Origin of the sequence: Paraburkholderia sp. J11-2 (genome assembly GCF_905220185.1) — a bacterium.
Lineage (GTDB): Bacteria > Pseudomonadota > Gammaproteobacteria > Burkholderiales > Burkholderiaceae > Paraburkholderia.
Genome location: NZ_CAJMYY010000023.1, coordinates 35,163 through 57,080, shown reverse-complemented (window position 1 = coordinate 57,080; position 21,918 = coordinate 35,163). Strand labels below are relative to the sequence as shown.

The 21,918-nt window shown below is 64.2% G+C and carries 21 protein-coding genes; 7 read left to right on the top strand and 14 right to left on the bottom strand.

Annotated elements, in window-relative coordinates; all coding sequences use genetic code 11:
* Positions 1-12: 12 nt before the first annotated feature.
* Entirely contained in the window at positions 13-1,368 is a 1,356-nt protein-coding gene (locus U5A57_RS28560) for an MFS transporter (protein WP_321914992.1), read from the bottom strand.
* 423 nt (positions 1,369-1,791) lie between these two features.
* Between U5A57_RS28560 and U5A57_RS28555 the strand changes: the two genes are divergently transcribed.
* Positions 1,792-3,351 (top strand): methyl-accepting chemotaxis protein, encoded by a 1,560-nt coding sequence (locus U5A57_RS28555; protein ID WP_321914991.1) that lies wholly within the window; start codon positions 1,792-1,794, stop codon positions 3,349-3,351.
* A 53-nt stretch (positions 3,352-3,404) separates the two neighbouring features.
* Complete coding sequence (locus U5A57_RS28550; RefSeq protein ID WP_321914989.1) at positions 3,405-4,502, top strand: lactonase family protein; 1,098 nt, start codon at positions 3,405-3,407, stop codon at positions 4,500-4,502.
* Between the two features lie 25 nt (positions 4,503-4,527).
* Here U5A57_RS28550 and U5A57_RS28545 read toward each other — a convergent pair whose 3' ends face one another.
* The 4 genes from U5A57_RS28545 to U5A57_RS28530 all read right to left on the bottom strand — a co-directional run bounded on the left by U5A57_RS28545 (position 4,528) and on the right by U5A57_RS28530 (position 9,112).
* Complete coding sequence (locus tag U5A57_RS28545; protein WP_321914988.1) at positions 4,528-5,823, bottom strand: MFS transporter; 1,296 nt, start codon at positions 5,821-5,823, stop codon at positions 4,528-4,530.
* A 125-nt stretch (positions 5,824-5,948) separates the two neighbouring features.
* Positions 5,949-7,163, bottom strand: a complete 1,215-nt coding sequence (locus tag U5A57_RS28540) for an MFS transporter (protein ID WP_321914987.1) — start codon at positions 7,161-7,163, stop codon at positions 5,949-5,951.
* Positions 7,160-7,951 (bottom strand): DeoR/GlpR family DNA-binding transcription regulator, encoded by a 792-nt coding sequence (locus tag U5A57_RS28535; RefSeq protein ID WP_321914986.1) that lies wholly within the window; start codon positions 7,949-7,951, stop codon positions 7,160-7,162. Before U5A57_RS28535 ends, U5A57_RS28540 begins: the two co-directional genes overlap by 4 nt.
* A gap of 129 nt (positions 7,952-8,080) precedes the next feature.
* Positions 8,081-9,112 (bottom strand): LacI family DNA-binding transcriptional regulator, encoded by a 1,032-nt coding sequence (locus tag U5A57_RS28530; protein WP_321914985.1) that lies wholly within the window; start codon positions 9,110-9,112, stop codon positions 8,081-8,083.
* Between the two features lie 250 nt (positions 9,113-9,362).
* Between U5A57_RS28530 and U5A57_RS28525 the strand changes: the two genes are divergently transcribed.
* The 4 genes from U5A57_RS28525 to U5A57_RS28510 are packed head-to-tail and all read left to right on the top strand — an operon-like array spanning position 9,363 to position 13,145.
* Complete coding sequence (locus U5A57_RS28525; protein WP_321914984.1) at positions 9,363-10,421, top strand: fatty acid desaturase; 1,059 nt, start codon at positions 9,363-9,365, stop codon at positions 10,419-10,421.
* 36 nt (positions 10,422-10,457) lie between these two features.
* Entirely contained in the window at positions 10,458-10,781 is a 324-nt protein-coding gene (locus U5A57_RS28520) for a non-heme iron oxygenase ferredoxin subunit (RefSeq protein ID WP_321914982.1), read from the top strand.
* A 55-nt stretch (positions 10,782-10,836) separates the two neighbouring features.
* Positions 10,837-11,871: a sugar ABC transporter substrate-binding protein gene (locus U5A57_RS28515; RefSeq protein WP_415774671.1), complete on the top strand. Its 1,035-nt coding sequence runs from the start codon at positions 10,837-10,839 to the stop codon at positions 11,869-11,871.
* Positions 11,872-11,888: 17 nt separating this feature from the next.
* Positions 11,889-13,145: an NAD(P)/FAD-dependent oxidoreductase gene (locus U5A57_RS28510; RefSeq protein ID WP_321914980.1), complete on the top strand. Its 1,257-nt coding sequence runs from the start codon at positions 11,889-11,891 to the stop codon at positions 13,143-13,145.
* A 91-nt stretch (positions 13,146-13,236) separates the two neighbouring features.
* Here the strand turns inward: U5A57_RS28510 and U5A57_RS28505 are convergent, their stop codons facing one another.
* The 9 genes from U5A57_RS28505 to U5A57_RS28465 form a co-directional block, all read right to left on the bottom strand.
* Positions 13,237-14,364, bottom strand: a complete 1,128-nt coding sequence (locus U5A57_RS28505; RefSeq protein WP_321914979.1) for a patatin-like phospholipase family protein — start codon at positions 14,362-14,364, stop codon at positions 13,237-13,239.
* A 163-nt stretch (positions 14,365-14,527) separates the two neighbouring features.
* Entirely contained in the window at positions 14,528-15,268 is a 741-nt protein-coding gene (locus U5A57_RS28500) for a GGDEF domain-containing protein (RefSeq protein WP_321914978.1), read from the bottom strand.
* A 22-nt stretch (positions 15,269-15,290) separates the two neighbouring features.
* The gene (locus U5A57_RS28495) at positions 15,291-15,677 is read right to left on the bottom strand and encodes a DUF1987 domain-containing protein (protein ID WP_321914977.1); all 387 of its coding nucleotides are present in this window, start codon (positions 15,675-15,677) and stop codon (positions 15,291-15,293) included.
* Between the two features lie 18 nt (positions 15,678-15,695).
* Positions 15,696-16,259, bottom strand: a complete 564-nt coding sequence (locus U5A57_RS28490) for a SiaB family protein kinase (RefSeq protein ID WP_321914976.1) — start codon at positions 16,257-16,259, stop codon at positions 15,696-15,698.
* Between the two features lie 14 nt (positions 16,260-16,273).
* Entirely contained in the window at positions 16,274-17,389 is a 1,116-nt protein-coding gene (locus U5A57_RS28485) for a SpoIIE family protein phosphatase (protein ID WP_415774674.1), read from the bottom strand.
* Between the two features lie 296 nt (positions 17,390-17,685).
* Positions 17,686-17,994 (bottom strand): non-heme iron oxygenase ferredoxin subunit, encoded by a 309-nt coding sequence (locus tag U5A57_RS28480; RefSeq protein ID WP_321914973.1) that lies wholly within the window; start codon positions 17,992-17,994, stop codon positions 17,686-17,688.
* A gap of 45 nt (positions 17,995-18,039) precedes the next feature.
* The gene (locus tag U5A57_RS28475) at positions 18,040-19,110 is read right to left on the bottom strand and encodes a fatty acid desaturase family protein (protein ID WP_321914972.1); all 1,071 of its coding nucleotides are present in this window, start codon (positions 19,108-19,110) and stop codon (positions 18,040-18,042) included.
* Between the two features lie 143 nt (positions 19,111-19,253).
* Complete coding sequence (gene alr, locus U5A57_RS28470) at positions 19,254-20,375, bottom strand: alanine racemase (RefSeq protein ID WP_321914971.1); 1,122 nt, start codon at positions 20,373-20,375, stop codon at positions 19,254-19,256.
* A gap of 111 nt (positions 20,376-20,486) precedes the next feature.
* Complete coding sequence (locus U5A57_RS28465) at positions 20,487-21,377, bottom strand: LysR family transcriptional regulator (RefSeq protein ID WP_321914970.1); 891 nt, start codon at positions 21,375-21,377, stop codon at positions 20,487-20,489.
* Between the two features lie 102 nt (positions 21,378-21,479).
* Here U5A57_RS28465 and U5A57_RS28460 point away from each other — a divergent pair, with 102 nt between their 5' ends.
* Entirely contained in the window at positions 21,480-21,905 is a 426-nt protein-coding gene (locus U5A57_RS28460; RefSeq protein ID WP_233888430.1) for a VOC family protein, read from the top strand.
* Positions 21,906-21,918 lie beyond the last annotated feature (13 nt).

Here is a 21,918-nt window from a genome sequence, read left to right as displayed (position 1 = left end):
CGCGCCGCCGCTTCAGGCGGCCTTCAATTCCACGCGCTTGATGTCCTTCACGATCACGAGATAGCTGATCACCGTGACGAGCGCGTTCACGCCGACAAAGGCGAGCGCGCCGTTGAACGAACCGGTTTCGGCCAGCACATAGCCGATCACGATCGGCGTGACGATGCCGGCCACATTGCCGAACATGTTGAAGATCGAGCCCGAGAGGCCGATGGCTTCGCGCGGTGCGGTATCGGCGATCACGGCCCAGCCGAGTGCACCCAGCCCCTTGCCGAAGAATGCGAGCGACATGAGCGCGACCACGATCCAGTCGCTGTTCACGTAGTTGCAGCCGACGATACAGCACGAGAGCATCATGCCGCCGACGATCGGCGCCTTGCGCGCCACAGTGAGCGAGCGGCCCGAGCGAATCAAAGCGTCCGACGCCACACCGCCCAGCACGCCGCCGAGGAACCCGCAGATGGCGGGCAGCGAAGCAACGAGCCCCGCCTTCAGGATGGTCATGTGGCGCGCCTGCACGAGGTAGATCGGGAACCACGTGAGGAAAAAGTACGTGAGCACGTTGATGCAGTACTGCGCGAGGTAGATGCCGAGCAGCATGCGATTGCCGAGCAGCTGGCGGATGACCGCCCAGTTCGCGCCCTTGCGTGCCTTGCGTTCCGCGCGCGCCGTGCGTTGATGCCCGTTCACGATGCCGCCGCCCGCCTCGATGTATTCGAGTTCCTGCTGGTTCACGCCCGGATGATCGGCGGGGTTCTTCATGAACCTGATCCACGCAAAGGCCAGCACGAGGCCGCCCACGCCCATCACGATATACACGTGATGCCAGCCGTACGCGTGCGTGAGCCACGCCATGAGCGGCGTGAACACCACGGCCGCGAAATACTGCGCCGAATTGAAGATGGCCGAGGCCGTGCCGCGCTCCTTCGCCGGGAACCAGCTCGCCACCACTTTCGCGTTGGCGGGGAAGGCGGGCGCTTCGGCCGCGCCCATCGCGAAGCGCAGGGCGAAGAGGCCTGCGATGGCGGCGCTCGCGCTGCCGAGCAGGCCAATCGAGCTTTGCAGCAGCGTGAAGAGCGACCACAGGAAGATGCTGCCCGCGTACACGCGGCGCGCGCCGAAGCGGTCGAGCACCCAGCCCGCGGGCACCTGCGCGAGCACATACGCCCAGCTGAACGCCGAGAAGATGTAGCCCATGTGGATGGCGTCGAGACCGAACTCGGCGCGCATGGCCGAACCCGTGACCGAGAGCGTGGCGCGGTCAGCGTAGTTGAGCGTGGTGATGATGAAGATCAGCGAGAGGATCAGGTAGCGCACCCTGGTGCGCCTGGCGACATAGGACTGCGTGGCGGTGCGGCTCAACGACATGTGGATCGACCTCTATCGTGCGCGAGACCCGGGCCGCGCAACGTGAGCGAGGCGGCGGCCTGAATCTGCTGTCTCCTGACGGCGCGCCTCATGCGCGCCGCATCTACTTATGCAGGAACGCGCTGAACTTACGTCAAGCGCGTTCCGGGTGCGGACCTGCTCCGCGGCCTGTTCAGCCAGTTGTCAGCAAGTTGTTTGACATCGTGGCTGGTTGTCAGAGCCAATCGTACATTGCCCAGGAAGCCGAGGCAACCGAACTGTGTGCCTCTTCAGTGGGTCTCAGGGTAAACTCGAATTTCAGGATAAGCGCGTGATGATGGGATGATATGCCCAAGTTGTTGGACAACATGGCGGGCACACCCTCAAGACTCCGGCGTTTGAGCCGTAAAGAAGAACACCATGGAAACCGGGGATTGAAGCAACATGCGCAACACGACGGTACGAGCCAGCCTCCTTGCAGTGCTGGTGATCTTTGGCGTGATGATCCTGATCGGCGGCTTCGCGGGCGTGTTTTCGCTGCGGGAGTCGAACGCCAGCGCCCAGCGCCTGCACGAAATCGCGCGCCAGACCATTCTGGTCAACGACGCCTACAAAGACACCACGCGCACGCGCTCGGCGCTCGTGCGCGGCTATAGCGCGCTCAAGGAACGCAACGACACGGCCACGCGCGACTCCGCGCTGACCAGCGCTGCCAAAAGCTTCGAGCTTTCGGTGAGCGAAACGCAGGCCTTCGCCAACGCCCCGGCGTTCGACGGCATGGACGCGGACCTCAAACGTCAGTTGCTCGACTCCGCCGCACAGCTTTCCAACACGCTCACGCGCGCGACCGACGCGCTGCGCAACGGCGACACAGCGGCCTATGTGGCGGTCAACGACACCGACATCACCGCAGCGGGCGCGGCCTATTCCGTGAACGTGGAGAAGTTCCAGAAGCTCGCCAACGCGCTCGCCGAGGCAACGCTCGAAGACGGCAACGCGCGCTACGCGTGGATCGTGAGTCTCGTGGGCGTCGGTGTGGCGATCGCGCTGGCGCTCGTCGTCGTGACGCATTTCGCGTTGCAGCGCATCGTGTCGCGCCCGCTCGCCGAAGCGGCGGCGGTGCTCGACCGCATCGCGTCGAACGATCTCACGGTGCGCGTGCCCGAAGCGGGCCGCAACGAAATTGGCCTGCTGTTCGCGGCAATGCGCCGGATGCAGGCAGGGCTTTCGCGCACCGTGGCCGGCGTGCGCGACAGTTGCGATGCAATCCACACGGCCGCGCGCGAAATCGCGGCGGGCAACCTCGATCTGTCGAGCCGCACGGAAGAGCAATCCGCCTCGCTCGAAGAAACGGCCGCGAGCATGGAGGAACTCACCTCCACCGTGAAGCAGAACTCCTCGAACGCCTCCGAGGCCAGCACGCTCGCAACGGGCGCGGCCGATCTTGCGCAGCGCGGCGGCGACGTGGTGGGGCGCGCCGTGCAGACCATGCAGGACATCAGCGCCAGCTCGCAGAAGATCGCCGAGATCACCGGCTTGATCGACAGCATCGCGTTCCAGACCAATATTCTCGCGCTCAACGCCGCCGTGGAATCGGCGCGCGCGGGCGAGCAGGGGCGCGGCTTCGCCGTGGTCGCGGGCGAGGTGCGCACGCTCGCGCAACGCAGCGCGGGCGCCGCCCGCGAGATCAAGGAACTGATCGGCGCCTCGATGGAAGACGTGCGCAATGGCAACGCGCTCGTCGCGCAGGCAGGCGAGACGATGAACGAGATCGTGAACTCGGTGCGCAACGTCGCCACCATCATGGCCGAGATCACGACGGCCACCGCCGAGCAGAGCACGGGTATCCAGCAGGTCGGCATGGCGGTGAGCCAGATGGATCAGGTCACGCAGCAAAACGCCGCGCTCGTGGAGCAGGCGGCCGCCGCGGCGAGCGCGCTGGAGCACCAGGCGCAATCGATGAAGGAAGCGGTTTCGGTGTTTCGCGTTGGCGCGCTTGCGTGAAGGCAGGCGAGTGCGAAGCTGATTAATAGAACTAACAAACGGAAAAAGAGTTGATGAAGAAGAACGCAATCTTGCGCGGCGTGGTGGGTGCTGTTTTCGGGCTCGCGGCATCGGTGGCCGTGCACGCGGCTAACTACGTGTACGTGTCGAACGCCGATAGCCAGGACATTTCGGTGTTCCGGCTCGACGCGCAAAGCGGCGCGCTGGCCTCGGTCGAAACCGTGCCGGTGGGCGGCACGGTCATGCCGATGGCGTTCTCGCCCGATCATCATCGCCTGTATGCGGCGCTGCGCTCGAAGCCGTATCGCGTGGTGAGCTTCGCGGTGAATCCGCTCGATGGCCGCCTCGTCGAACTCGGGCGCGCGCCGCTCGCGGAGAGCATGGCCTATGTGTCCACCGACGGCACGGGCCGTTATCTGCTTTCCGCTTCGTACGGCGGCAATCTGCTGGCGGTGAACCGCATCGCCGAAAACGGCGTGGCGGGCGACGTGCTGCAAACCGTGAAGACGGGCCCGATGGCGCACATCATTCGCACCTCGCCGGACAACCGTTATGCGTTCGCCTCGGTGCTCGGCGCAGACGCATGGCTGCGCCTGAAGTTCGACGCCGCGACGGGCGCGCTCACCGAAGACGCGCAGCCCGCCTACTCGCTGCCCAAGGATTCCGGCCCGCGCCACTTCCAGTTTTCGCCGGACCAGCGTTTCGTCTATCTGATCGATGAGCTCGACGGCAAACTGCACGTGCTCGCGTTCAACGCGGCGAACAATACGGTCAAGCCGATCCAGACGATCTCGATCCTGCCCGCTGACTTCTCCGGCGACAAGCCGTGGGGCGCCGACGTGCACCTCACGCCCGACGGCCGCCACCTGTATATCTCGGAGCGCACGTCGAGCACGCTGGGCGCGTATCGCGTGAACAAGGAAACGGGCAAGCTCACGCGCATTGGCACGTATGCCACGGAAAAGCAGCCGCGCGGCTTCAATATCGATCCTTCGGGCCAATACCTCTTTGCCGTGGGCCAGCTCTCGCCCACGCTGAGCGCTTACCGTATCGATGCGAAGAGCGGCGCGCTGCACGAGCTTGGCAAGTACCCGGTGGGCAAGGGCGCGAACTGGGTCGAAGTGGTGGAATTCGACGGTTCGAACGAGTAAGGCATAAGGGGCGGCTTCGGCCGCCTTATTGTTGATGGTTCTCAGTCGCGAAGGTCATTGCCTTCGCTTCGCGCGTGTCTGCATGCGCTGCGTCGAGACCTTCGATCGAGCGCAGCCGCGCGGGCGCGGAGAACGCGATGATCGCGAGTTGCATGGCGAATCCGCACGCCGCGCCCACGAGGCAACTGTTCATGCCAAGCCGCGTGCTCAGGAACGCGCCGAGCAGGGCGCCAAGCGGGCGCGCGCCGAGTGTCGCCGTCATGATGACCGACGAGACGCGCGCGATCAGATCGCGCGGCGTGACGACCTGGCGCAACGCCGTGGTCGAGATGGTCCAGACGATCGGCCCGAAGCCAAAAAGAAAGAAAGCTAGAAACACGGTGGCGCGCGAATGCGTGAGCGCGGTGCTTGCCATGAGCAGCGAGGCAAGCGCGGCGCTCAGCGGGCCGAGCAGAATTTGCCTTCCGAAGACGAGACGCTTTGCGATGAGCTTGTAGAGAAACGCGCCGCCCACCATGCCGAAGCCGTACACGCCAAGCGCAACACCCACGGCCGATGGCGCGAACGCGAGCCGGTGTATCGCGTACCAGGCGAACACGGCGAGCAACAGATACCACGACGTATTGAAGACGAAGGCCGTCGCCACGATCGGCCGCAGATGCGTGCTGCGCGCGATGAACCGCACGCCGTCGAATAACTCGTGTGTGAGCGCGCGTCGCGAACGCGGGCGCGGCGCCTCGGTGGGCAGGCGCACGAGAAACCATGCGCTGGCGAGCGACAGCGCGAACGCCGCGAGAAACGCGAACACGCCCGACGCCCAGCCCGCAAAGATACCGCCCACGGCTGGCCCCGCCGTATAGGCGATGCTGCGCGCGATCTCGAGCCGCCGGTTGGCGGTAAGCAGGTCGCCCGTTTCGACCATGGTTGCGACGAGCGAGGGCGCGCTCACGCTGAACACGACGGTGCCCGTCGCGATGGCGAAGCCCAGTGTGCCGAGCGTGTAGAGCGAAAGCACGCGCGCATGGAACAACGCGAACAGCACGAAAAGGGCGGCGGCGCGCAGCAGTTCGCTTGCGATCATGAGCGGCTTGCGCCGGCTGCGATCGGCAACGAGGCCGGCGGGCAGCGAGAGCAGCAGGAACGGCAGCGTATTGATGGCCTGCAGCGAGGCGCTTTGCTGTGCGGAAGCGCCTAGCGCCACCACGGCGACGATGGGGATGACCGCAATGGCCATCTGCTCGCTGAATTGCGCTGCGAGACTCGCATGCGAAAGATTGACGACGACGTGCTGTGAGGCGGCGTTTTCCGGCGTGCTGCCCATCGTAGATGTCCCGAAGATCGATCCGTTATCGGCTGGATGCGGTGGTTTGAACTTCGGGATCGAGTCTACGTAGGGCGGTTGGCTGGGGATATCCGGATCTTGTGCTGAAATTCGATGCGCGCAGGTCACTCCGCCTCAATGCGGTCCGCGTCACGCGCATTGCTGTTCATCTGCGCATGCGTTGCCGATTCGTCGCGCGACATATCTACATCGCGAACCGCACGGCTGCCCGCAAAGCACACCGCGAGCGTAGCGAGCACCAGCACGCCAAGCGCTAGCTGCAACCCGACGAGCCCCGCGCCAAAGCCGATGATCGGCGGCCCCACGAGAAAGCCCGCGTACCCGGCGGTGGCCGCCATCGAAACACCGGTAACGGGCGGATCGGTGGTGCGCCCGGCGGCGCTGAAAATCACCGGCACCACATTGGCGAGCCCAATGCCGACGCAGATGAACCCCACAACCGCCGTAGCGAGCGCAGGCGCGGCGAGCACAGCCGCGAGTCCCGCAGCCGAGAGCAGGCCGCCCAGCGCGACCACGCGCACCGCGCCGAGGCGCCGCACGAACGCGTCGCCCACCATGCGGCAGGCCGCCATGGCGAACGCGAACGCTGTATAGCCAATGCCCGCGCTATCGGCATGAGCGGGCAAGGCAGAACGCAGGTACACGGCGCTCCAGTCGGCGATAGCGCCCTCGGTCACCATGCAAAGGAACGCCAGCGCGGCGAGCTTCACGACGCTCCCCTGCGGCAGCGCGAAGCCGCTGCCGGACGCAGCCTTGGGGCGCGTGCCCACGTCGCGCAGCGAGAGCAGCGCCGCGCCGACGATCAGCACGGCGATGGGAATAGCGGGCAGCGCGAGACCGCTTAGGACGCCGAAGCCTGCTTTCTGCAGCACCGTGCCCACTGCCGCGCCCGCCAGACCGCCCGCGCTCCACGCAGCATGGAACGACGACATGATCGGCGCGCTCCACACCTTTTCGATAGCGCTGGCGTGGCCGTTCATGGAAACGTCGAGTGCGCCATTGAGCGCGCCGAGCAGCAGCAACGCGGCGCACAGCAGTGGCGCGTTGGGCGCGAGCGCGGGTAGCGGGAACGCGGCGACGAACAGCACGCCGAGCAGGGCGGTCGCGCGGCCGCTGCCGAACTTCGGCGCGAGCCGCCCCGCAAGCGGCATGGCAACGATGGCGCCCAGCGCGAAGGCGAAGAGCGCGACGCCGAGCAGCGAGTCGCCAAGGAACAACTTGTCCTTCACGCGCGGCACCTCGACGGCCCACGCGCCAATGCCGAAGCCGTTCGCCAGAAAGACGGCGGTGGTGGCGTAACGTTCGCGCAGCGGTCTCATCGCGCCACCGTCACGTCGCCGCATGCGGCTTTTAGCTGCTTCAGATGGAGTTTCGGCACATCGGCATCGACGACCAGATAGTCGAGCGAAGCACAGGGCGCGATGACGAACGGCGCCGACGTCATCAGCTTTTCGGTGGTGACCGCCGCCGCGATCTGGCCGCTTGCCGCGACCATGGCGCGCTTCATTTCGGCATCCTCTGCATCGAATGCGGCGACGCCTTCCTGAGGGTCGAGCGCGCATGCGCCGAGAAAGCAGAGATCGGCCTTGATTCTCTGAACTTGCATGAGGGCCGCCGCTCCCAGCGCGCCCGCGGCCTGCGCGCTCACGCGCCCGCCGATCAGGATGACCTCGATGCCCGGGCGCTCGAGCAGGCGCACGCAGGCCTGCGGCGAAGTCGTGATGACCGTGAGGCCGGCATTTTCGGGCAGCGCCGCCGCGATCTCGACGTTGGTCGAGCCTGCGTCGAGCAGAATCACCTGGTTGGGCTTGACGAGCGCGGCGGCGGCGCGCGCAAGGCGCGCCTTGGCCGGCAACTGCTCGCGCATGCGCACGGAGGCGGGCTTGTTGGAGGGTGAGGTGAGCAGCGCCCCGCCGTACACGCGCTTGCAGTGGCCCGCCTCGGCCAGATCGCGCAAATGGCGCCGGATCGTGTGCTCAGAGGTGTCGAGTTGCGCGGCGAGTTCGGCGGCCAGCACGCGGCCCTCGGCGCGCAGTTTTTCGAGGATCAGGCGCTCGCGCTCGTCGGGGAGCAGGCTTTCAATGGCCGCCTGGCGAGTTCGTTGCATAGGGTTCGGCTCCCGTTTGTGTGTCGGCTTGCTCGCTTTTGCCCTTTTGAATCGAGCAAAAACGAGCATAAACTATCGTAAACGGACAAGACGTGCAACAGGCGGCGCAGTGTGCGCGGTGCGGCTGTTTCAGGGGAGCGAATAGCGCGAATACGTTTCGATTGGCACGAGCGCCTGCGCAGGGGGCGTGCCGCCCGCCACCGCCTGGCGCATCTGTTCGACGGCTGTGCGCAGCAGCAAACGCAAATCTTGCGAGAGCAGATAGTCGATCACGTCTGCGCGCAACAGCGGCTCCGTCACGGCGTTCACCTCATGCGTGACATAGAGCGTGCGGCCCGCAAGTCCGCGCTCGCGCAGCGCCGCCGCGAGTCCTTCGTTGCCACCCGCCACGTTGTAGATGCCGTCGAGCGCGCCGTGCATTTCCATGCAGCGCCGCGTGGCCTCGTAGGTCGCCGCGCCCGAGTCGGCGCCCTTGATCACTTCGACGACATTCACGTGGGGAAAGCGCTGGCGCAACAGCGAGCGAAAGCCGATCTCGCGGTCTTCGTGACAGGTGTACGAGAACGTTGCGACCACAACGGCCACGGAAGGCGAGGGCCGCCCTTCCAGGTGGCGGCCAACGAGGAACGCAGCCGACTGGCCCGCGGCGCGGTTGTTCACGCCCACGTAGGTGTGGCGCGCGTCGGCGTCGACGTCGGTGATGAGCGTCACCACGCCAAGGCCGCGCGCCATACATGCGCGCAACGCCGACGTAATGGGCGGCGTGTTCGTGCAGATGATGCCGATGGCGTCCGCCCCTTGCCCGGCTTCACGCACACGCAGCGCGACGTCCTCGTCGCTGGCGCCTACGCAGTTGACCACGTCGAGCGTGACGCCCGCAGCGGCGAACTCGGCTTCGAGGCTCGCTGCCGTGCGCGTGAGCTCTGCGGTGAACGCGTCGCCGGCCTGCAGGAGCAGGCGCACGCGCAGCGCGTCGGGCCCTGCACGCGAGGCCACGGGCAACGCCCGATCGTCACCCGCGCCCAGTTGCCTGAGTGCCGCTTCCACAGCGCTGCGCGTACGCGGGTGCACGCCGGGCCGGTCGTTGAGCGCCCGGTCGATGGTCGCGCGGCTCAGTTGCGTGAGTTCCATCAACTGCTTCAGCGTGGGGCGGCTTTTCATCTGATCTCGGCGGCGGGTGAGCATGACCGCATTTTGCCTCAAAATGAGTCATTAGATGCGATATTTTAATTATATCTCCACGTGGAGAACGTTTTCACGCGCTGGTGTTTTAGGTGAATACCCTTTAGTGCTCAAAATGAGTCATTTTAGCCTTTGACGATGGCTCATTTAGAGCCTGTAATTCGCCTCAGCGATGAGCGAATTCAAAGCGGCTCATCAGCGTTCAACGTCATGCACGGGAGTTCGATTCATGTCCGCACAGCAAGGCTCGCCACAGGTCATCACGATGGACGACTGGTACCGTTGTCCGCTGGACCGCAAGGTGCTCAAGGAGGTCACGCGGCGCAACGACAGGGTTGCCCTGATGTATTTCGGCGGCTTCATGGCGCTCGTGCTCGCCACCGGCGCGCTCGCCTGGTTTTCCTTGGGTACGCTCTGGTGCATTCCGGCCTTGCTGCTTTACGGCACGTTCTACGCGTTCGCCGAGGCGATGGAACACGAGTTGCGTCATCGCACGCCGTTCAGGAGCGAGTGGCTCAACGAGAGTGTGCACTGGGTCATCTGCTTCATGACGTGGCGCGAGCAGATCTATAGCCGCTGGTCGCATGCGCAGCATCACACCTATACGCACCTCACGGCCACGGTGCCCGCCGACGCTGAAATTGCCGTCAAGCGCCCGCCCAATTACCTCAAGCTCGCCACCGATTTCCTGCGTATTTCGCACGGCATCCATCATCTCGGCAACATCGTGTTGCACAGCCTCGGCATCGTCACGAGGAGCGCGAAGGCCGTGGTGCCCGTGGTCGAATATCGGGCGATGCGCCGCAATTCGCGGGTCATGCTCGCGCTCTACGTGGGCGTTGGCGTGTGGGCTTTTGTTGCGCATAGCGGGCTGCCGGTGGTGTTCCTGCTTTTGCCTCGCGCATACGGCGCCTGGTTGCACGAACTGCTGGCCATTACGCAGCACACCGGGCTGCGCGAGAACGAACTCGATCACCGCTTTTCCACCCGCACGCTGCGGCTGAACCCCGTGCTGCAGTTCCTCTACTGGAACATGAACTATCACGTCGAACACCATATGTTCCCCAACGTGCCGTTTCATGCGCTGCCTAAATTGCGCAAGGCGATCGAGGCTGACTTGCCGCCCGCCTATGACGGTGTGTTCGACGCGTGGGCCGAGATCCTGCACGTATTGCGCATGCAGCGCCACGACCCGGACTACATGGTCACGCCACAGGTGCCCGGCAAGACGGCGGGCGTGATGCGCGAGGACGCGGTTTCAAAGGCTTTTGCCGCCGATACGCAATGACGCTCGGTTACCCGCTAACAGATGGTGGAGACGACGATGAACATTCTTCAATGGCACGAAGTGTGCGCGAGCGACGAACTCGAAGAGGAGGACGTGATGGAGTTCGAGCACGAAGGCGAGCTTTACGCGATCTATCACACGCCCACGGGTTATTACGCTTCCGCAGGGGTCTGCACGCACGAAACGGCGCGTCTCTCGCAAGGTCTCGTGTTCGGCGACATCATCGAATGTCCGATGCATATGGGGCGCTTCCATATTCCCTCGGGCGCGGCCAAGGGAGCGCCGGTCTGCGTGAATCTCGCAACACATCCGGTGAAGGTCGAGGGCGGCACGATTTATCTCGGACTCGCCGCAGAATGATTCGGCATACGAATCGATGATTCAGCACGATAACGACGAAACTTAGGAGACAGCCGTGAATGTTCCTTTCCTGAAGGTGTTGCCGCTGGCGGCTACGCTGTTTGCACTCGCGCTGAGCCCTGCGGCGCACGCGGACCCCGTCGCCCATTTCGACTTCATTTCGCACGCGCCCGATTCGGATGCATGGTGGAACACCGTCAAGAACGGCATCAAGCAGGCCGATGAAGACTTCAATGTTCAGACCGACTACCGCAATCCGCCCAATGGCGATATTGCCGATATGGTGCAGCTCGTGAATCAGGCGGCGGCGCGCAATTACGACGGCGTGGTCACGACCATAGCGGATTTCGATCTGCTCAAGGGTGCCGTGTCGCGCCTGAAGTCGAAGAACATTCCCTTTATCACCGCGAATACGGGCACGGAGCAGCAGAGCGCCGAGCTTGGCGCGCTCATGCACGTGGGCCAGCCCGAATATCTCGCAGGCAAGGAAGCGGGGCTGCGCGCGAAAGCAGACGGCGTGAAGACCTTCCTGTGCGTGAACCACTACGCGACGAACCCGCTCTCGTTCGAACGCTGCCGCGGCTTTGCCGACGCGATCGGCGCAAACATGAAAACTTCGGTGCTCGATGCAGGCACGGACCCCACAGGCATAGAATCGAAGGTGAGCGCGTATCTGCGCAACCACCCGAACACGCAGGCCGTGCTCACGCTCGGCCCGACCTCGGCCGACCCGACGATACGCGCGGTGAAGAGTCTCGGCCTTGCGGGCAAGATCTGGTTTGCGACCTTCGATATCGACACGGACGTCGCAAACGGCATCAAGGACGGCACGATCAAGTTCTGCACCGATCAGCAGCCGTATTTGCAGGGTTATATCCCGGTTGCGCTGCTGGCGATCATGCACCAGAACCACAGCAACGACGTGCTGCAAGCGCGCACCGTGCTCGAGCAGAACCCGAAATTCCAGCAGCGCCTGAAGGACTATGGGCTCAAGCCCGTGTATGAGGCGCGCAATATCAGCTCCGGGCCGGGCTTCATCACGCCGCAGAATATCCAGCAGGTGTCTGCGCTCGCGGGGCAGTATCGTTGAGCGTGCAAGGAGTCGAAATGAATGCGGACGATGCCATGGTGGTGATCGGCGGCGGGCAGTGCGGCGCCCGTGCCGTGCAAGTTTTGCGCGAAGGCGGCTGGGAAGGCGCGATTACGCTGATCGCCGATGAAGCCGCACAACCGTACGAGCGGCCGCCGCTTTCGAAGGCGGTGCTGGTGGGCGAGCGCACGCCGGAGCAGGGCGCGATACATCGCGAGACGTTTTATCGCGAGCAGCGCGTCGATCTGCGCAGCGGCTGCGCCGCGCGCGCGATCGACTGCGCCGCGCAGACGGTTACGCTCGCGCATGGCGAAACGCTTTCCTACCATCGCCTGCTGATCGCGACCGGCGCGGAGCCTCGCCGCATGAGCGTGCCCGGCGCAGACCTCGCGGGCGTGCATGTGTTGCGCAATGCCGGGGAGGCGCTCGCAATCGCAGCCGAGCTTGGGTCCGGACGGCGCATTGCGGTGATTGGCGCGGGCTTCATCGGACTTGAAGTCGCGGCCTCGGCCAGACAGCGCGGTTGCGAAGTCACCGTGTTTGAAGCGGCGCCGCGCGCGTTGATGCGCGCGGTGCCCGCGGAGGTGGCGCAGTGCCTCGTGGACCTGCATCGCGAACGAGGCGTGGACGTGCGTTTTGACGTGCAGGTGCGGCGCTTCGAGGGCGAAGGGCGCGTCAATGGCGTCGTGCTCGGCGATGGCACTGTCGTGCCTTGCGACGCAGCCGTGGTCGGCATTGGCGTGGCGCCGCGCGTGGCGCTGGCGCAGGAAGCAGGCCTCGCGATCGACAACGGCATTGCCGTCGATCCCATGCTGAGTACGAGCGACCCGCATATCTACGCAGCGGGCGACGTGTGCTCGTTCGTGCATCCGCTGTACGGGCGTCGCATTCGCCTTGAATGCTGGCGCAACGCAGAAGATCAGGCGCGCGTGGCAGCGCTCAACATGCTCGGCCACGACGAGGCATACAGCGCCGTGCCGTGGTTCTGGTCCGATCAATACGACACGACGATCCAGATTGCAGGCTTGCCCGGGTTCGGCTCGACCCGGGCTGTGCGTGAAACGGGGCCGGCATCGAAGGTCTTTTTCGCGTTCGACGACGCGGGCTGGCTGGTGGGCGCGAGCGGCGTAGGGCAAACGGGAGAAATCGCCCGTGACGTGCGCATTGCGCAGGAACTCATTGCACGCCGTGTGCGGATCGAACCCGAGCGTCTTGCCGACAGCACGACCAAACTCAAATCGCTGCTCGCCGCAGTCGTGCACGGAACGACGTAATCGATCTACTCGGCCGGCGGCTCCACCCGCCGGCTTTTTTCCACTGCGGTCCGAGTGGGGCGATAGGGCCTTCACGGCCTATCGCTTTCTTTTATTCTGCGTCGGCGCTGTAGACGCTTAGGCCTTCTATGGGATCCATCGGCGCCTCCCACGGTCTTGCTTCGATCGCGCGCATGGCGGCTTCGTAGCCAGCGCGCCGGCGCGCGGCAATACCGGCCGGCGTGAAGTCGATGTCCTTCAACTGGTCGTCGCCATCGAGCCGCGGCGCCGCGAGCTTGATGAGCCGCATGGTCGTTTCGCAGCCCCAGGCAGCCAACTGCCGAACGTCGGCGGTGTTGCGCTCGGCTTCGGGCACGCGCTTCGCCAGTTCGCGAATCACATGGCGCAAGCGGTGAATCTGCTGCTGGCGCGCGATATGGCTTTCGGTGCGGCTTGCGTACTGAATGTCTTTCTGCCGCTCCGCAATCTGCCAGATGCTTTCCGGTTCCGGGCCCGCCGGATTCCACACTTGCACCGAGAAAATGACCGAGCTGCTGCGCGGCTTATCGTCGAGCACGACCTCGACCGGCGTGTTCGAATAGATGCCGCCGTCCCAGTACGGCTCGCCGTCGATGCGCACCGCAGGGAACGCGGGCGGCAGCGCGCCCGAACTCATGATGTGTTCGACATTCAGGTGCTGGTCGCGCGAATCGAAATAGTGCATCGCGCCCGTTCGTGCGTTCACCGCGCCGACCGTGAGGCGCGGGTGCCCCGAGTTGAGCCGTTCGAAGTCGACGAGAGAAACGAGCGTGTCGCGCAGCGGTGCGATCTCGTAGTAGGACGCGCGATCGACGCCCAGGCGCGCGAGCGGCCCGAACCACGACGCCGGGTTGGGTTGAAAGAACCCGGCAATGCCGCCGCCGATGATCATCAGTTTTGCAAACGTCCTGTCCCAGCCAGGCCCCAAACCGGGCCACACTGCCATGTCGAGGCGCGTGCGGTCGGTGACGCGTTGCCAGAATTCCTCCAGACGCTCGAAGCGGCGCTCCGGCGCGTTTCCGGCGATCAACGCCGCGCTGATCGCGCCAATGGACGTGCCGATCACCCAGTCCACCTGGATGCCGGCTTTGTGCATCGCCTCATAGACGCCGAGCTGATAGGCGCCCAACGCGCCGCCACCCTGCAACACGAGTACGACTTGCCCGGGCAATGCCAGGCGTGCCGGCTGCTTCGCTGTCATCGATCGCCTCGCTGTTTTGGCGCTGTTCTGCTCTACCGACGCGCGATGTCGTGACCAGCATTCTTCATACGCGTCGCGAGTTTCTCCGCACCATTGTAGTGTGGCGTTAGGAAAAGGCACGCGCTGCGCGGCAACGGCACTAAAGGCACCAGGCCGCCGCGTTTCAACCTGCCGAGGCGATTTGCCCTTCGAATGTCACGCAGTTTCGGCCGCCGCGCTTGGCGGTGTACAGCGCGGAATCCGCGAGTCCGTAAGCGGTGTCGAAATCGGTGCCGGCCGGATTGTCGCTCACGCCGAAACTTGCCGTGATGGGGCGGCACACCGGCGCAGCGAACGCGTGACTCGCAATGGCCGCGCGCATGCGCTCGGCGAGTTGCAGGGCATCGGCTATGTCGAAACCCGGCAGGACGACGGTGAATTCCTCGCCGCCCACGCGGCCGATAATGCCGGTCTCGCCGAGAATGCGCCGCAGGCAGTTCACGATGCCCGAGATCACGCTGTCGCCGGCCGGATGGCCAAAGTCGTCGTTGACCTTCTTGAAGTCGTCGATGTCGAGCAGGATCATCACGGCCCGGTTCGCGCGCAGCGCCTTCACCGTGCGTTCGATCACTGCGCTGCGATTCAATACGCCGGTCAGCGCGTCGTGCGTCGCGCGATATTGCAGTTGCTGCGTGAGCGCCTGCATTTCGCGCTCGGCGCGATCGCTGCGCCCGATCAGGCGGCGCGTTTCGCGCATCAGGCGTTCGTAATGCTGGATCAGTTCGGCTAGCGCTTCGCGATGACTTTGCGCGGGCGAATCCGCGACCTCGGCAATTGCCCGGGCCCGCTCCAGTGCCTCGCTTTCGCTGCGGAACAGGTCGAGATAATGATCCTTCAATGTGTCCCGCAAGGCAGTCGTTTCCACGCGCGTCGTCCTCAAAGCATTCTCAGGTCGCAACCGGGCAATCATTGAACTTGATTGCCGTGAAGTCGGTTTGCAGTTCCTCACCGAATTCGAGGATCGTTTCGTCTTCTTCGTCGCGATACCAGTTCACCTGCACCGCGTTGCCTGCCGCCGCCGCGCGATCCAGCGCATCGAACACGCTGAACAGCATTTTCGTGCTCGAACTGTTGAAGTAGGTGAGCGTCACCTCGACCGTGATCGCGGCGCCTTCGCAACCTTTGAGCCACAGGTTGAGCCGCTCGATGATCGGCGTATAGAACGCGGCCGCGTGCTCGGGATACGACTCGCCCCGCAGTGACAGCACGTTTTCGTCGAAGCGGAAATCGATTTCCGGCGACGTTGCCGTGGCGGCGATAAAAAGGTTATCCATTTTGTACGCGTGCTCTGGTCAGATGATGGTCTTGAGGCAAAACAGTGTGGTGTCCGTATCGTCTTCGCGTGGATGAAACGCGAATTCGAGCGGCGCACTGGCGTCGCGCGCCATCGTCAGAAAACCCAGTCCCGCGCCTTTGCTGTCGGCAGGCGTTTCGGCGCGCAGCGACATCTTGTAGGCCTGCTTGATCTCTTCGATCGACATGTTGCGCAGCGGCTCCAGCTTCTCGCGCAAATCATCCACGGCTGCCGTGGCGATGGGGTTCACGCACACCATGAGGTGGCGCTCGCCTTCCGCGGAAATGCACATCGCGCCTTCGCGAATCGCTCCGCCCTGGCCTCGATCTTCGGAGAGCGCGTCGCACGAGTAGTGCACGATATTGTGCGAAAGCTCGATGAACGACGAAAAGATCCTTCTGCGTGTGGACGTGCTCAGTCCTGCCACTTCCAGTTGCAGCTTCACGACTTCGCTCATCGCCGCGACGATGCTGTGCGAAAAATACCCCTTGTGATAGAAGAGCAAATTGCGCTTCTGTGCGATTTCGAAGAAGCAGCAGTTTTGATCCAGAATTGCAGACATATTGGTGAACTACCTCAGACTCGTGCGAAGAAAAGCGTGACGTCGTCGCGGCGCGCCTGTGAACCTTGCCAATCGGCGAAAGTCTCGAGCAGGCGCGCGCAGATGAAAGAAGAAGCGTGCTCGCGTTCGGCGAGAACCCGGTCGAGCGTCCGGCGTTTTCCGAAGGCGATGTTACGCGGGCCGCCAATCTGGTCGGTCAGGCCATCCGTGGAAACGAACAGCAGGCTGCCGCGCGGCGCGGCAACGGTGTGCTGTGTCCAGGTGTAGTCCGCGAGGCTGTCCACATAGCCCACGCCCATGCGGTCGCCTGCGATGCTTTCGAATTCGGCGGCGTCCGGTCGCAACACATGCAGCGCGACGCGCGCGCCCGCAAAATGCAGCACCTGGCTGGCGGCGTCGAACCAGAAGAAGGCGGCGTCCAGGCCGTCGTTGGACTGCGGTGCGTCGCCTGCGCCGTTGATTTGCCCGAGCAGTCCCTTCACGTTGCGATTGACGGCCGCCAGCAACGCGCAAGGGTTGCGCGGTCCAATCTGTTCGAGCGCCTGCGAAAGCGAAGCCGAAGCGAGCAAGGTCATGAATGCGCCGGGCACGCCGTGGCCCGTGCAATCGGCCACTGCGCCGAACCAGCCGTCGGCGAACGCCGCGAAATGGTAGAAGTCGCCGCCCACGACATCGCGCGGCTCCCAGAGGAGCGCGGCATCGGGCAGCATGGTTCCGAGCGTTTCGCGCGAGGCGCGCAGCATGGCTTGCTGGATCACGCTCGCATACTCGATGCTCTGCATGATCTGACGATTCTTTTCGGCCTGCATTTCCGCCACGACGGAGAGCAGGCGCAAGCCATTGCCCACGCCAACGAAGCGGCCTTCGCGCGTCACGATGAAACCGTCCACGAGCGCCTTTTCGCCGACTTCAACGGTTTTGAACGTGAGCGCTTCGATGCTCATGCCCACATCGACGATCAAGGGCTCCTTGTCCATGAACGCGATGCAGCTCTTCTTGTCGTATAGCTCGCGATGAAACGGCTTGCTCATTTGCGACAGGAAGATATCGCGGTTGATTAGGCCGACAGGGCGATCGTTTTCGATCACCGCGAGACTCGCCATGTCGCGCCTCGAATAGAAAATCTCCATGACGAGAGAGTTCGAATCCGAAGCGTCGATGGCCGGCACTTCCAGAGCCAGTTCTCCGGCGCTGCGCGGGCCCACGGGAAGTCCCGGACGACGAAATTGCGCGAGCGCGGGGTGCATGACCATCCATTCCGATTAATATGGAGAATCAGCACGCTAATGGCTATTTATGTCATTCTCGTTACATGGGACCGAGTAAGCGCTCAAGTTGGCTTGTTTAATACACCATAATGATCGGCGAGTGGCGCGCTAACGTTTGCGCGGCTTTTGTAGCTTGCTTCGCGGAAAGTTTCTCTGCATCACACTTCAATATAAATCCGTCCGCCTTCTACTTTCGCCGGATACGTTGCGAGCTTTTCGCATACCGGTGCGCAAAGCGGTTTGCCGTCGCGCACGTCGAAGCGGCCATTGTGCTTCGGACATTCGATCACATGGCCCATGACGAGGCCGTCGCTCAGGTGGACATGTTCGTGCGTGCAGAGGCCGTCGCTCGCGTAGACCTCGTCTTCCACGCGATAGATGGCAAAGGTGCGTCCGCCGTGGTCGAATCGCATGACGTCTTCGTCTTCGATATCGTCGAGTGCGGCTGCGTCGATCCATTGGGTCATGGGGTGTCTCCGGTCTTTATGGATGGTTGCGCTGGCAACCGGTTGTCAAGCTTCGGCGTGACCCGGAACCGGGCGCGCCACGTGATACGAGGGATCGCGTGTTTGCCGCACGAGCGCGGGAATGATTTCCGCGTAGGCGGCCAGGCTGCTGGGGTAGGGCGGCGGCATATCCATTTTCACGACTTCGTGCAGGCGCGGCAGCGCGTGAAAAGGAATCATCGGAAACATGTGATGCTCGACGTGATAATTCATGTTCCAGTACAGAAAGCGGAACACGGGATTCATCATCACCGTGCGGCAATTGCGCCGGTGGTCGAGCACGTTCTCGGGCATGCCCGCGTGCTGCGTGAGGCCGAAGTAGAGATAGAGCCACGCGCCGTAGAGGCTCGGCAGGCCGATATACAGCAGTGGCAGGATCGTGCGAAAGCCGATGCACGCGCCAATCACGATCGCGTACACGAGCAGGCTCAGGCGCGCTTCGCGAATGGCCTTGGGCCATTCTGAGGCGGGCACGAAGCTTTGTTCTTCCGCGCCCAGGCGTGCGCAAGCGGCGCGGATCATGCGCGGCAGTTCACGCGATACGTGCTTGAGCGCGAAGATGTTCAGCGCGAGCGAAAGCCAGTCGGTGGGGCGTGGCGCGGCGATCTCGGGATCGCGGCCCACGACGAGCGTGTCGGTGTGATGGCGCGCGTGGCTCCATCGCCAGATCGTCGCGCAGCGAAACACCTGGAATGACGCGATCTGATAGAGCACGTCGTTCATCCAGCGCGTTTTGAAGGCGGTGCCGTGACCCGACTCGTGCCAGCGCGAATCGGCCGGGCTGCAATAGAGCGTGCCGTACAGCAGGAACGCGGGCAGGGCCCACCATGAATGCGCGTGCCAGAGGAAACCGGCGAGCACGCCGCTCGCGACGATGGCCGCGTACCAGATCGCGGTGTCGCGGATGGCGCGTGCGTCGCTGCGCTGCATCAGCTGCTTCATCACGGGGCGCGGCACGGCGCACCGGTACCAGTCCGCGTTGACGAGGCCCGCTGCGCGCGCGCGTTCGCCTGCGCCGCCTATGAGGCGGTAGTCCGCGTGATGCGGCGCGTAGGCTTGAGTCTCCTGGTCGGCCACGAGCGTCTCCTTGATGTGTTGGCCACGCGCGGCGTGCGATGCGCTGCGCGTGTCAACACAAAAATAGGTGACGCAAGGCCGGGGCTCAACCGGAAGTTTGACGAAATTTCGTCAGGAGGCTTTCAGCGCGGTCAGACTCGCGCTCAGGCAGCTACGTGCTCGCCTTGTGCCCGTGCGGTGCTGGGGGTCTGCGCGCCATCGGTCACGATCACCGGCACGCGCCGCGCGATCGCGCACATCAGCTCATAGCCGATCGTGCCCGACGCCTCGGCCACTTCGTCCACGCGCACCTGATCGCCCCACAGCTCGACGCTCGAACCGATGCCCGCCTGCGGGCACGGCGTGAGATCGACGGTGAGCATGTCCATCGACACGCGGCCCACTACGCGCGTGCGCACGCCGTCCACGGCGATCGGCGTGCCGGTGTGCGCGTGGCGCGGATAGCCGTCCGCATAGCCGCACGCCACGACGCCAATGCGCATGGGCCGGTCGACCGCGAAGGTGCGGCCATAGCCGATGGTTTCCTGCGGCGCGAGCGTTTGCACGCCGATGATGCGGCTCGTGAGCGTCATGGCCGAGCGCAGGCCGAAGCCTTCCACGTGCCGCGCCACGCCCGTGGGCGACGCGCCATACAGGATCGTGCCCGGGCGCACCCAGTCGCGGTGCGCGCGCGGGTGCCAGAGCACGCCTGCCGAATTCGACACCGACTGCTCGCCGGGAATGTCGCGCACGACAGCGTCGAACGTGTCGAGCTGCCAGTCGACCTGGCCGTCGTCGGCGTTCGCGAAGTGCGTCATGAGGCTAATTGCACCGATCGACGGGATGGCGCGCGCGCGCTCCCACGCCGCCCGATACGCATGCGGGCGAAAGCCCAGGCGGTTCATGCCCGAGTTCATCTTCAGCTGAATGTCGATGGGGCGCTGCGGCTTTGCCGCCGCGAGCAGATCGAGTTGTTCGTCGCAATGCACGGCCACGGTGAGCCGGTGTGCGACGGCTAGCTCCACGTCGGCGGGCTCGAACACGCCTTCGAGCAGCAGCAGCGGTTTGGTCCAGCCCAGTTCGCGCACGCGCACCGCTTCATCGAGGTCGAGCAGCGCGATGCCGTCGGCGCCCGCGAGCGCCGGATAGATCCGCTCGATGCCGTGCCCGTACGCATTGGCCTTGATGACGGCGAAGGCGCGCGAGCCGGCAGCGAGCTGCTTCGCAAGCTGCAGGTTGTGGCGGATGGCGTCGGGGTGAATGCGGGCGGCGATGGGGCGCGGCATAGGCGTTCCTGTGGGTTGGACGGCACGGTCTAGTGATTTGTGCAATCGTATTGATTTTCGTCCAGTTATTTTTAATGTATTTTTCGCCTAATTTGGTTTAATCGACTGTGTTCATGGCTCCGCGTCCGTCTGCTGTTCCTGGGCGCGGGATTCGAGCAGCTGGATCAGCAGACGCGCAGGCTCGCTGAGCGTGCCCGGCGCGCGATGCACGAGGCCGACATCGCGGTGGAACGTGTGCTGCCCGAGATCGATCGCGCGCACTTTGGCGGGCCAGCGCCGCCATGCCGATGTCTGCGGCACCAGCGCAACGCCCACGCCGTTCGCAACGAGCCCGACGATGGCCTCGAGTTCGTCGAGTTCGCTCAGGTCCTGCACGGTGTAGTGCATGCGACGCAGGAAGCGGTCCACCTGACGTCCGCCGAAAGACGCGCGGTCGTAGCGGATGAAGGGTTGCGTAGCCAGCAGTTCGGCCCAGTCATGGCCTTTCACGTGGCGCGGCACGATGAGCCGGAACGGCTCGCGCGCGAGCGTGGTCCAGCGCAAATCGCTTTGCAGTGCGAAGGGTGGCCGGATGATGGCCGCCATGTCGATTTCGCCTGCATCCACGAGATTGTGCAGCTCCATCGAAACGCCCGGAATCACACGCGTGCGGCAGCCGGCACAACGGCGGTGGAATTCGGCCAGCGCCTCGGGCACGAGCGCACGCTGCACGGAAGCGATCGCGCCGAGCGTGACGCGCCCGGTCGCCGCGGGGCCGGCCGCGCTCGAACTCAGGCTTTCATAGAGCCGGATGACCTCCTGCGCCTGGGCAAGAATGTGCTGGCCCATTGCGTTCAGGCGCGCCGCGCGCCCCTCGCGGTCGAACAGCGCGAAGCCCAGCTCCGCCTCGAGGCGCTGGATTTGCGCGCTCACGGCGGCCTGGGTCAAGCCGATCTTTTGTCCCGCGGCGGCGAACGTGCCTTCTCTCGCCACGGCAACGAGGGTTCTGAGTTCGCGTATCATTCATCAATAATATTTGTGGATCAGAAAATTATATATTGATTTTGTTTTTGCTTCGGTCTGTCTACCATGACAGGATTGCCTTCGAAGACAGTGGAGACACGCATGTCCCTTTCCCCCTTTCACCTCGCCATTCCCGTTTATGACCTTGCAGCCGCGCGCGACTTCTACGGCCGCGTATTCGGTCTTGCGGAGGGGCGCTCCAGCGCGCAATGGGTCGACTTCGACTTCTTCGGCCATCAGCTCGTGATTCACGAGCATCCGAAAACGGCCTCGCAGGATCATGCGCACACGAACCCCGTGGACGGCCACGACGTGCCCGTGCCGCATTTCGGCGTGGTGCTGAGCTGGGGCGACTGGGAGGCGCTGGCCGAGCGCCTCAAGACGTTCGGCGTGAAGTTCGTGATCGAACCTTACGTGCGCTTCAAGGGGCAGGTGGGCGAGCAGGCCACGATGTTCTTGCTCGACCCGTGCGGCAACGCGCTCGAATTCAAGGCGTTCAAGGATATCGGCCAGCTGTTCGCGAAATGAGCGTGGCTGCGCG

Excerpts from the sequence above, each read along its gene's own strand:
- U5A57_RS28560 (WP_321914992.1), bottom strand. The coding sequence starts at position 1,368 with ATGTCGTTGAGCCGCACCGCCACGCAGTCCTATGTCGCCAGGCGCACC.
- U5A57_RS28555 (WP_321914991.1), top strand. The coding sequence starts at position 1,792 with ATGCGCAACACGACGGTACGAGCCAGCCTCCTTGCAGTGCTGGTGATC.
- U5A57_RS28550 (WP_321914989.1), top strand. The coding sequence starts at position 3,405 with ATGAAGAAGAACGCAATCTTGCGCGGCGTGGTGGGTGCTGTTTTCGGG.
- U5A57_RS28545 (WP_321914988.1), bottom strand. The coding sequence starts at position 5,823 with ATGGGCAGCACGCCGGAAAACGCCGCCTCACAGCACGTCGTCGTCAAT.
- U5A57_RS28540 (WP_321914987.1), bottom strand. The coding sequence starts at position 7,163 with ATGAGACCGCTGCGCGAACGTTACGCCACCACCGCCGTCTTTCTGGCG.
- U5A57_RS28535 (WP_321914986.1), bottom strand. The coding sequence starts at position 7,951 with ATGCAACGAACTCGCCAGGCGGCCATTGAAAGCCTGCTCCCCGACGAG.
- U5A57_RS28530 (WP_321914985.1), bottom strand. The coding sequence starts at position 9,112 with ATGAAAAGCCGCCCCACGCTGAAGCAGTTGATGGAACTCACGCAACTG.
- U5A57_RS28525 (WP_321914984.1), top strand. The coding sequence starts at position 9,363 with ATGTCCGCACAGCAAGGCTCGCCACAGGTCATCACGATGGACGACTGG.
- U5A57_RS28520 (WP_321914982.1), top strand. The coding sequence starts at position 10,458 with ATGAACATTCTTCAATGGCACGAAGTGTGCGCGAGCGACGAACTCGAA.
- U5A57_RS28510 (WP_321914980.1), top strand. The coding sequence starts at position 11,889 with ATGAATGCGGACGATGCCATGGTGGTGATCGGCGGCGGGCAGTGCGGC.
- U5A57_RS28505 (WP_321914979.1), bottom strand. The coding sequence starts at position 14,364 with ATGACAGCGAAGCAGCCGGCACGCCTGGCATTGCCCGGGCAAGTCGTA.
- U5A57_RS28495 (WP_321914977.1), bottom strand. The coding sequence starts at position 15,677 with ATGGATAACCTTTTTATCGCCGCCACGGCAACGTCGCCGGAAATCGAT.
- U5A57_RS28490 (WP_321914976.1), bottom strand. The coding sequence starts at position 16,259 with ATGTCTGCAATTCTGGATCAAAACTGCTGCTTCTTCGAAATCGCACAG.
- U5A57_RS28485 (WP_415774674.1), bottom strand. The coding sequence starts at position 17,389 with ATGGAGATTTTCTATTCGAGGCGCGACATGGCGAGTCTCGCGGTGATC.
- U5A57_RS28480 (WP_321914973.1), bottom strand. The coding sequence starts at position 17,994 with ATGACCCAATGGATCGACGCAGCCGCACTCGACGATATCGAAGACGAA.
- alr (WP_321914971.1), bottom strand. The coding sequence starts at position 20,375 with ATGCCGCGCCCCATCGCCGCCCGCATTCACCCCGACGCCATCCGCCAC.
- U5A57_RS28465 (WP_321914970.1), bottom strand. The coding sequence starts at position 21,377 with ATGATACGCGAACTCAGAACCCTCGTTGCCGTGGCGAGAGAAGGCACG.
- U5A57_RS28460 (WP_233888430.1), top strand. The coding sequence starts at position 21,480 with ATGTCCCTTTCCCCCTTTCACCTCGCCATTCCCGTTTATGACCTTGCA.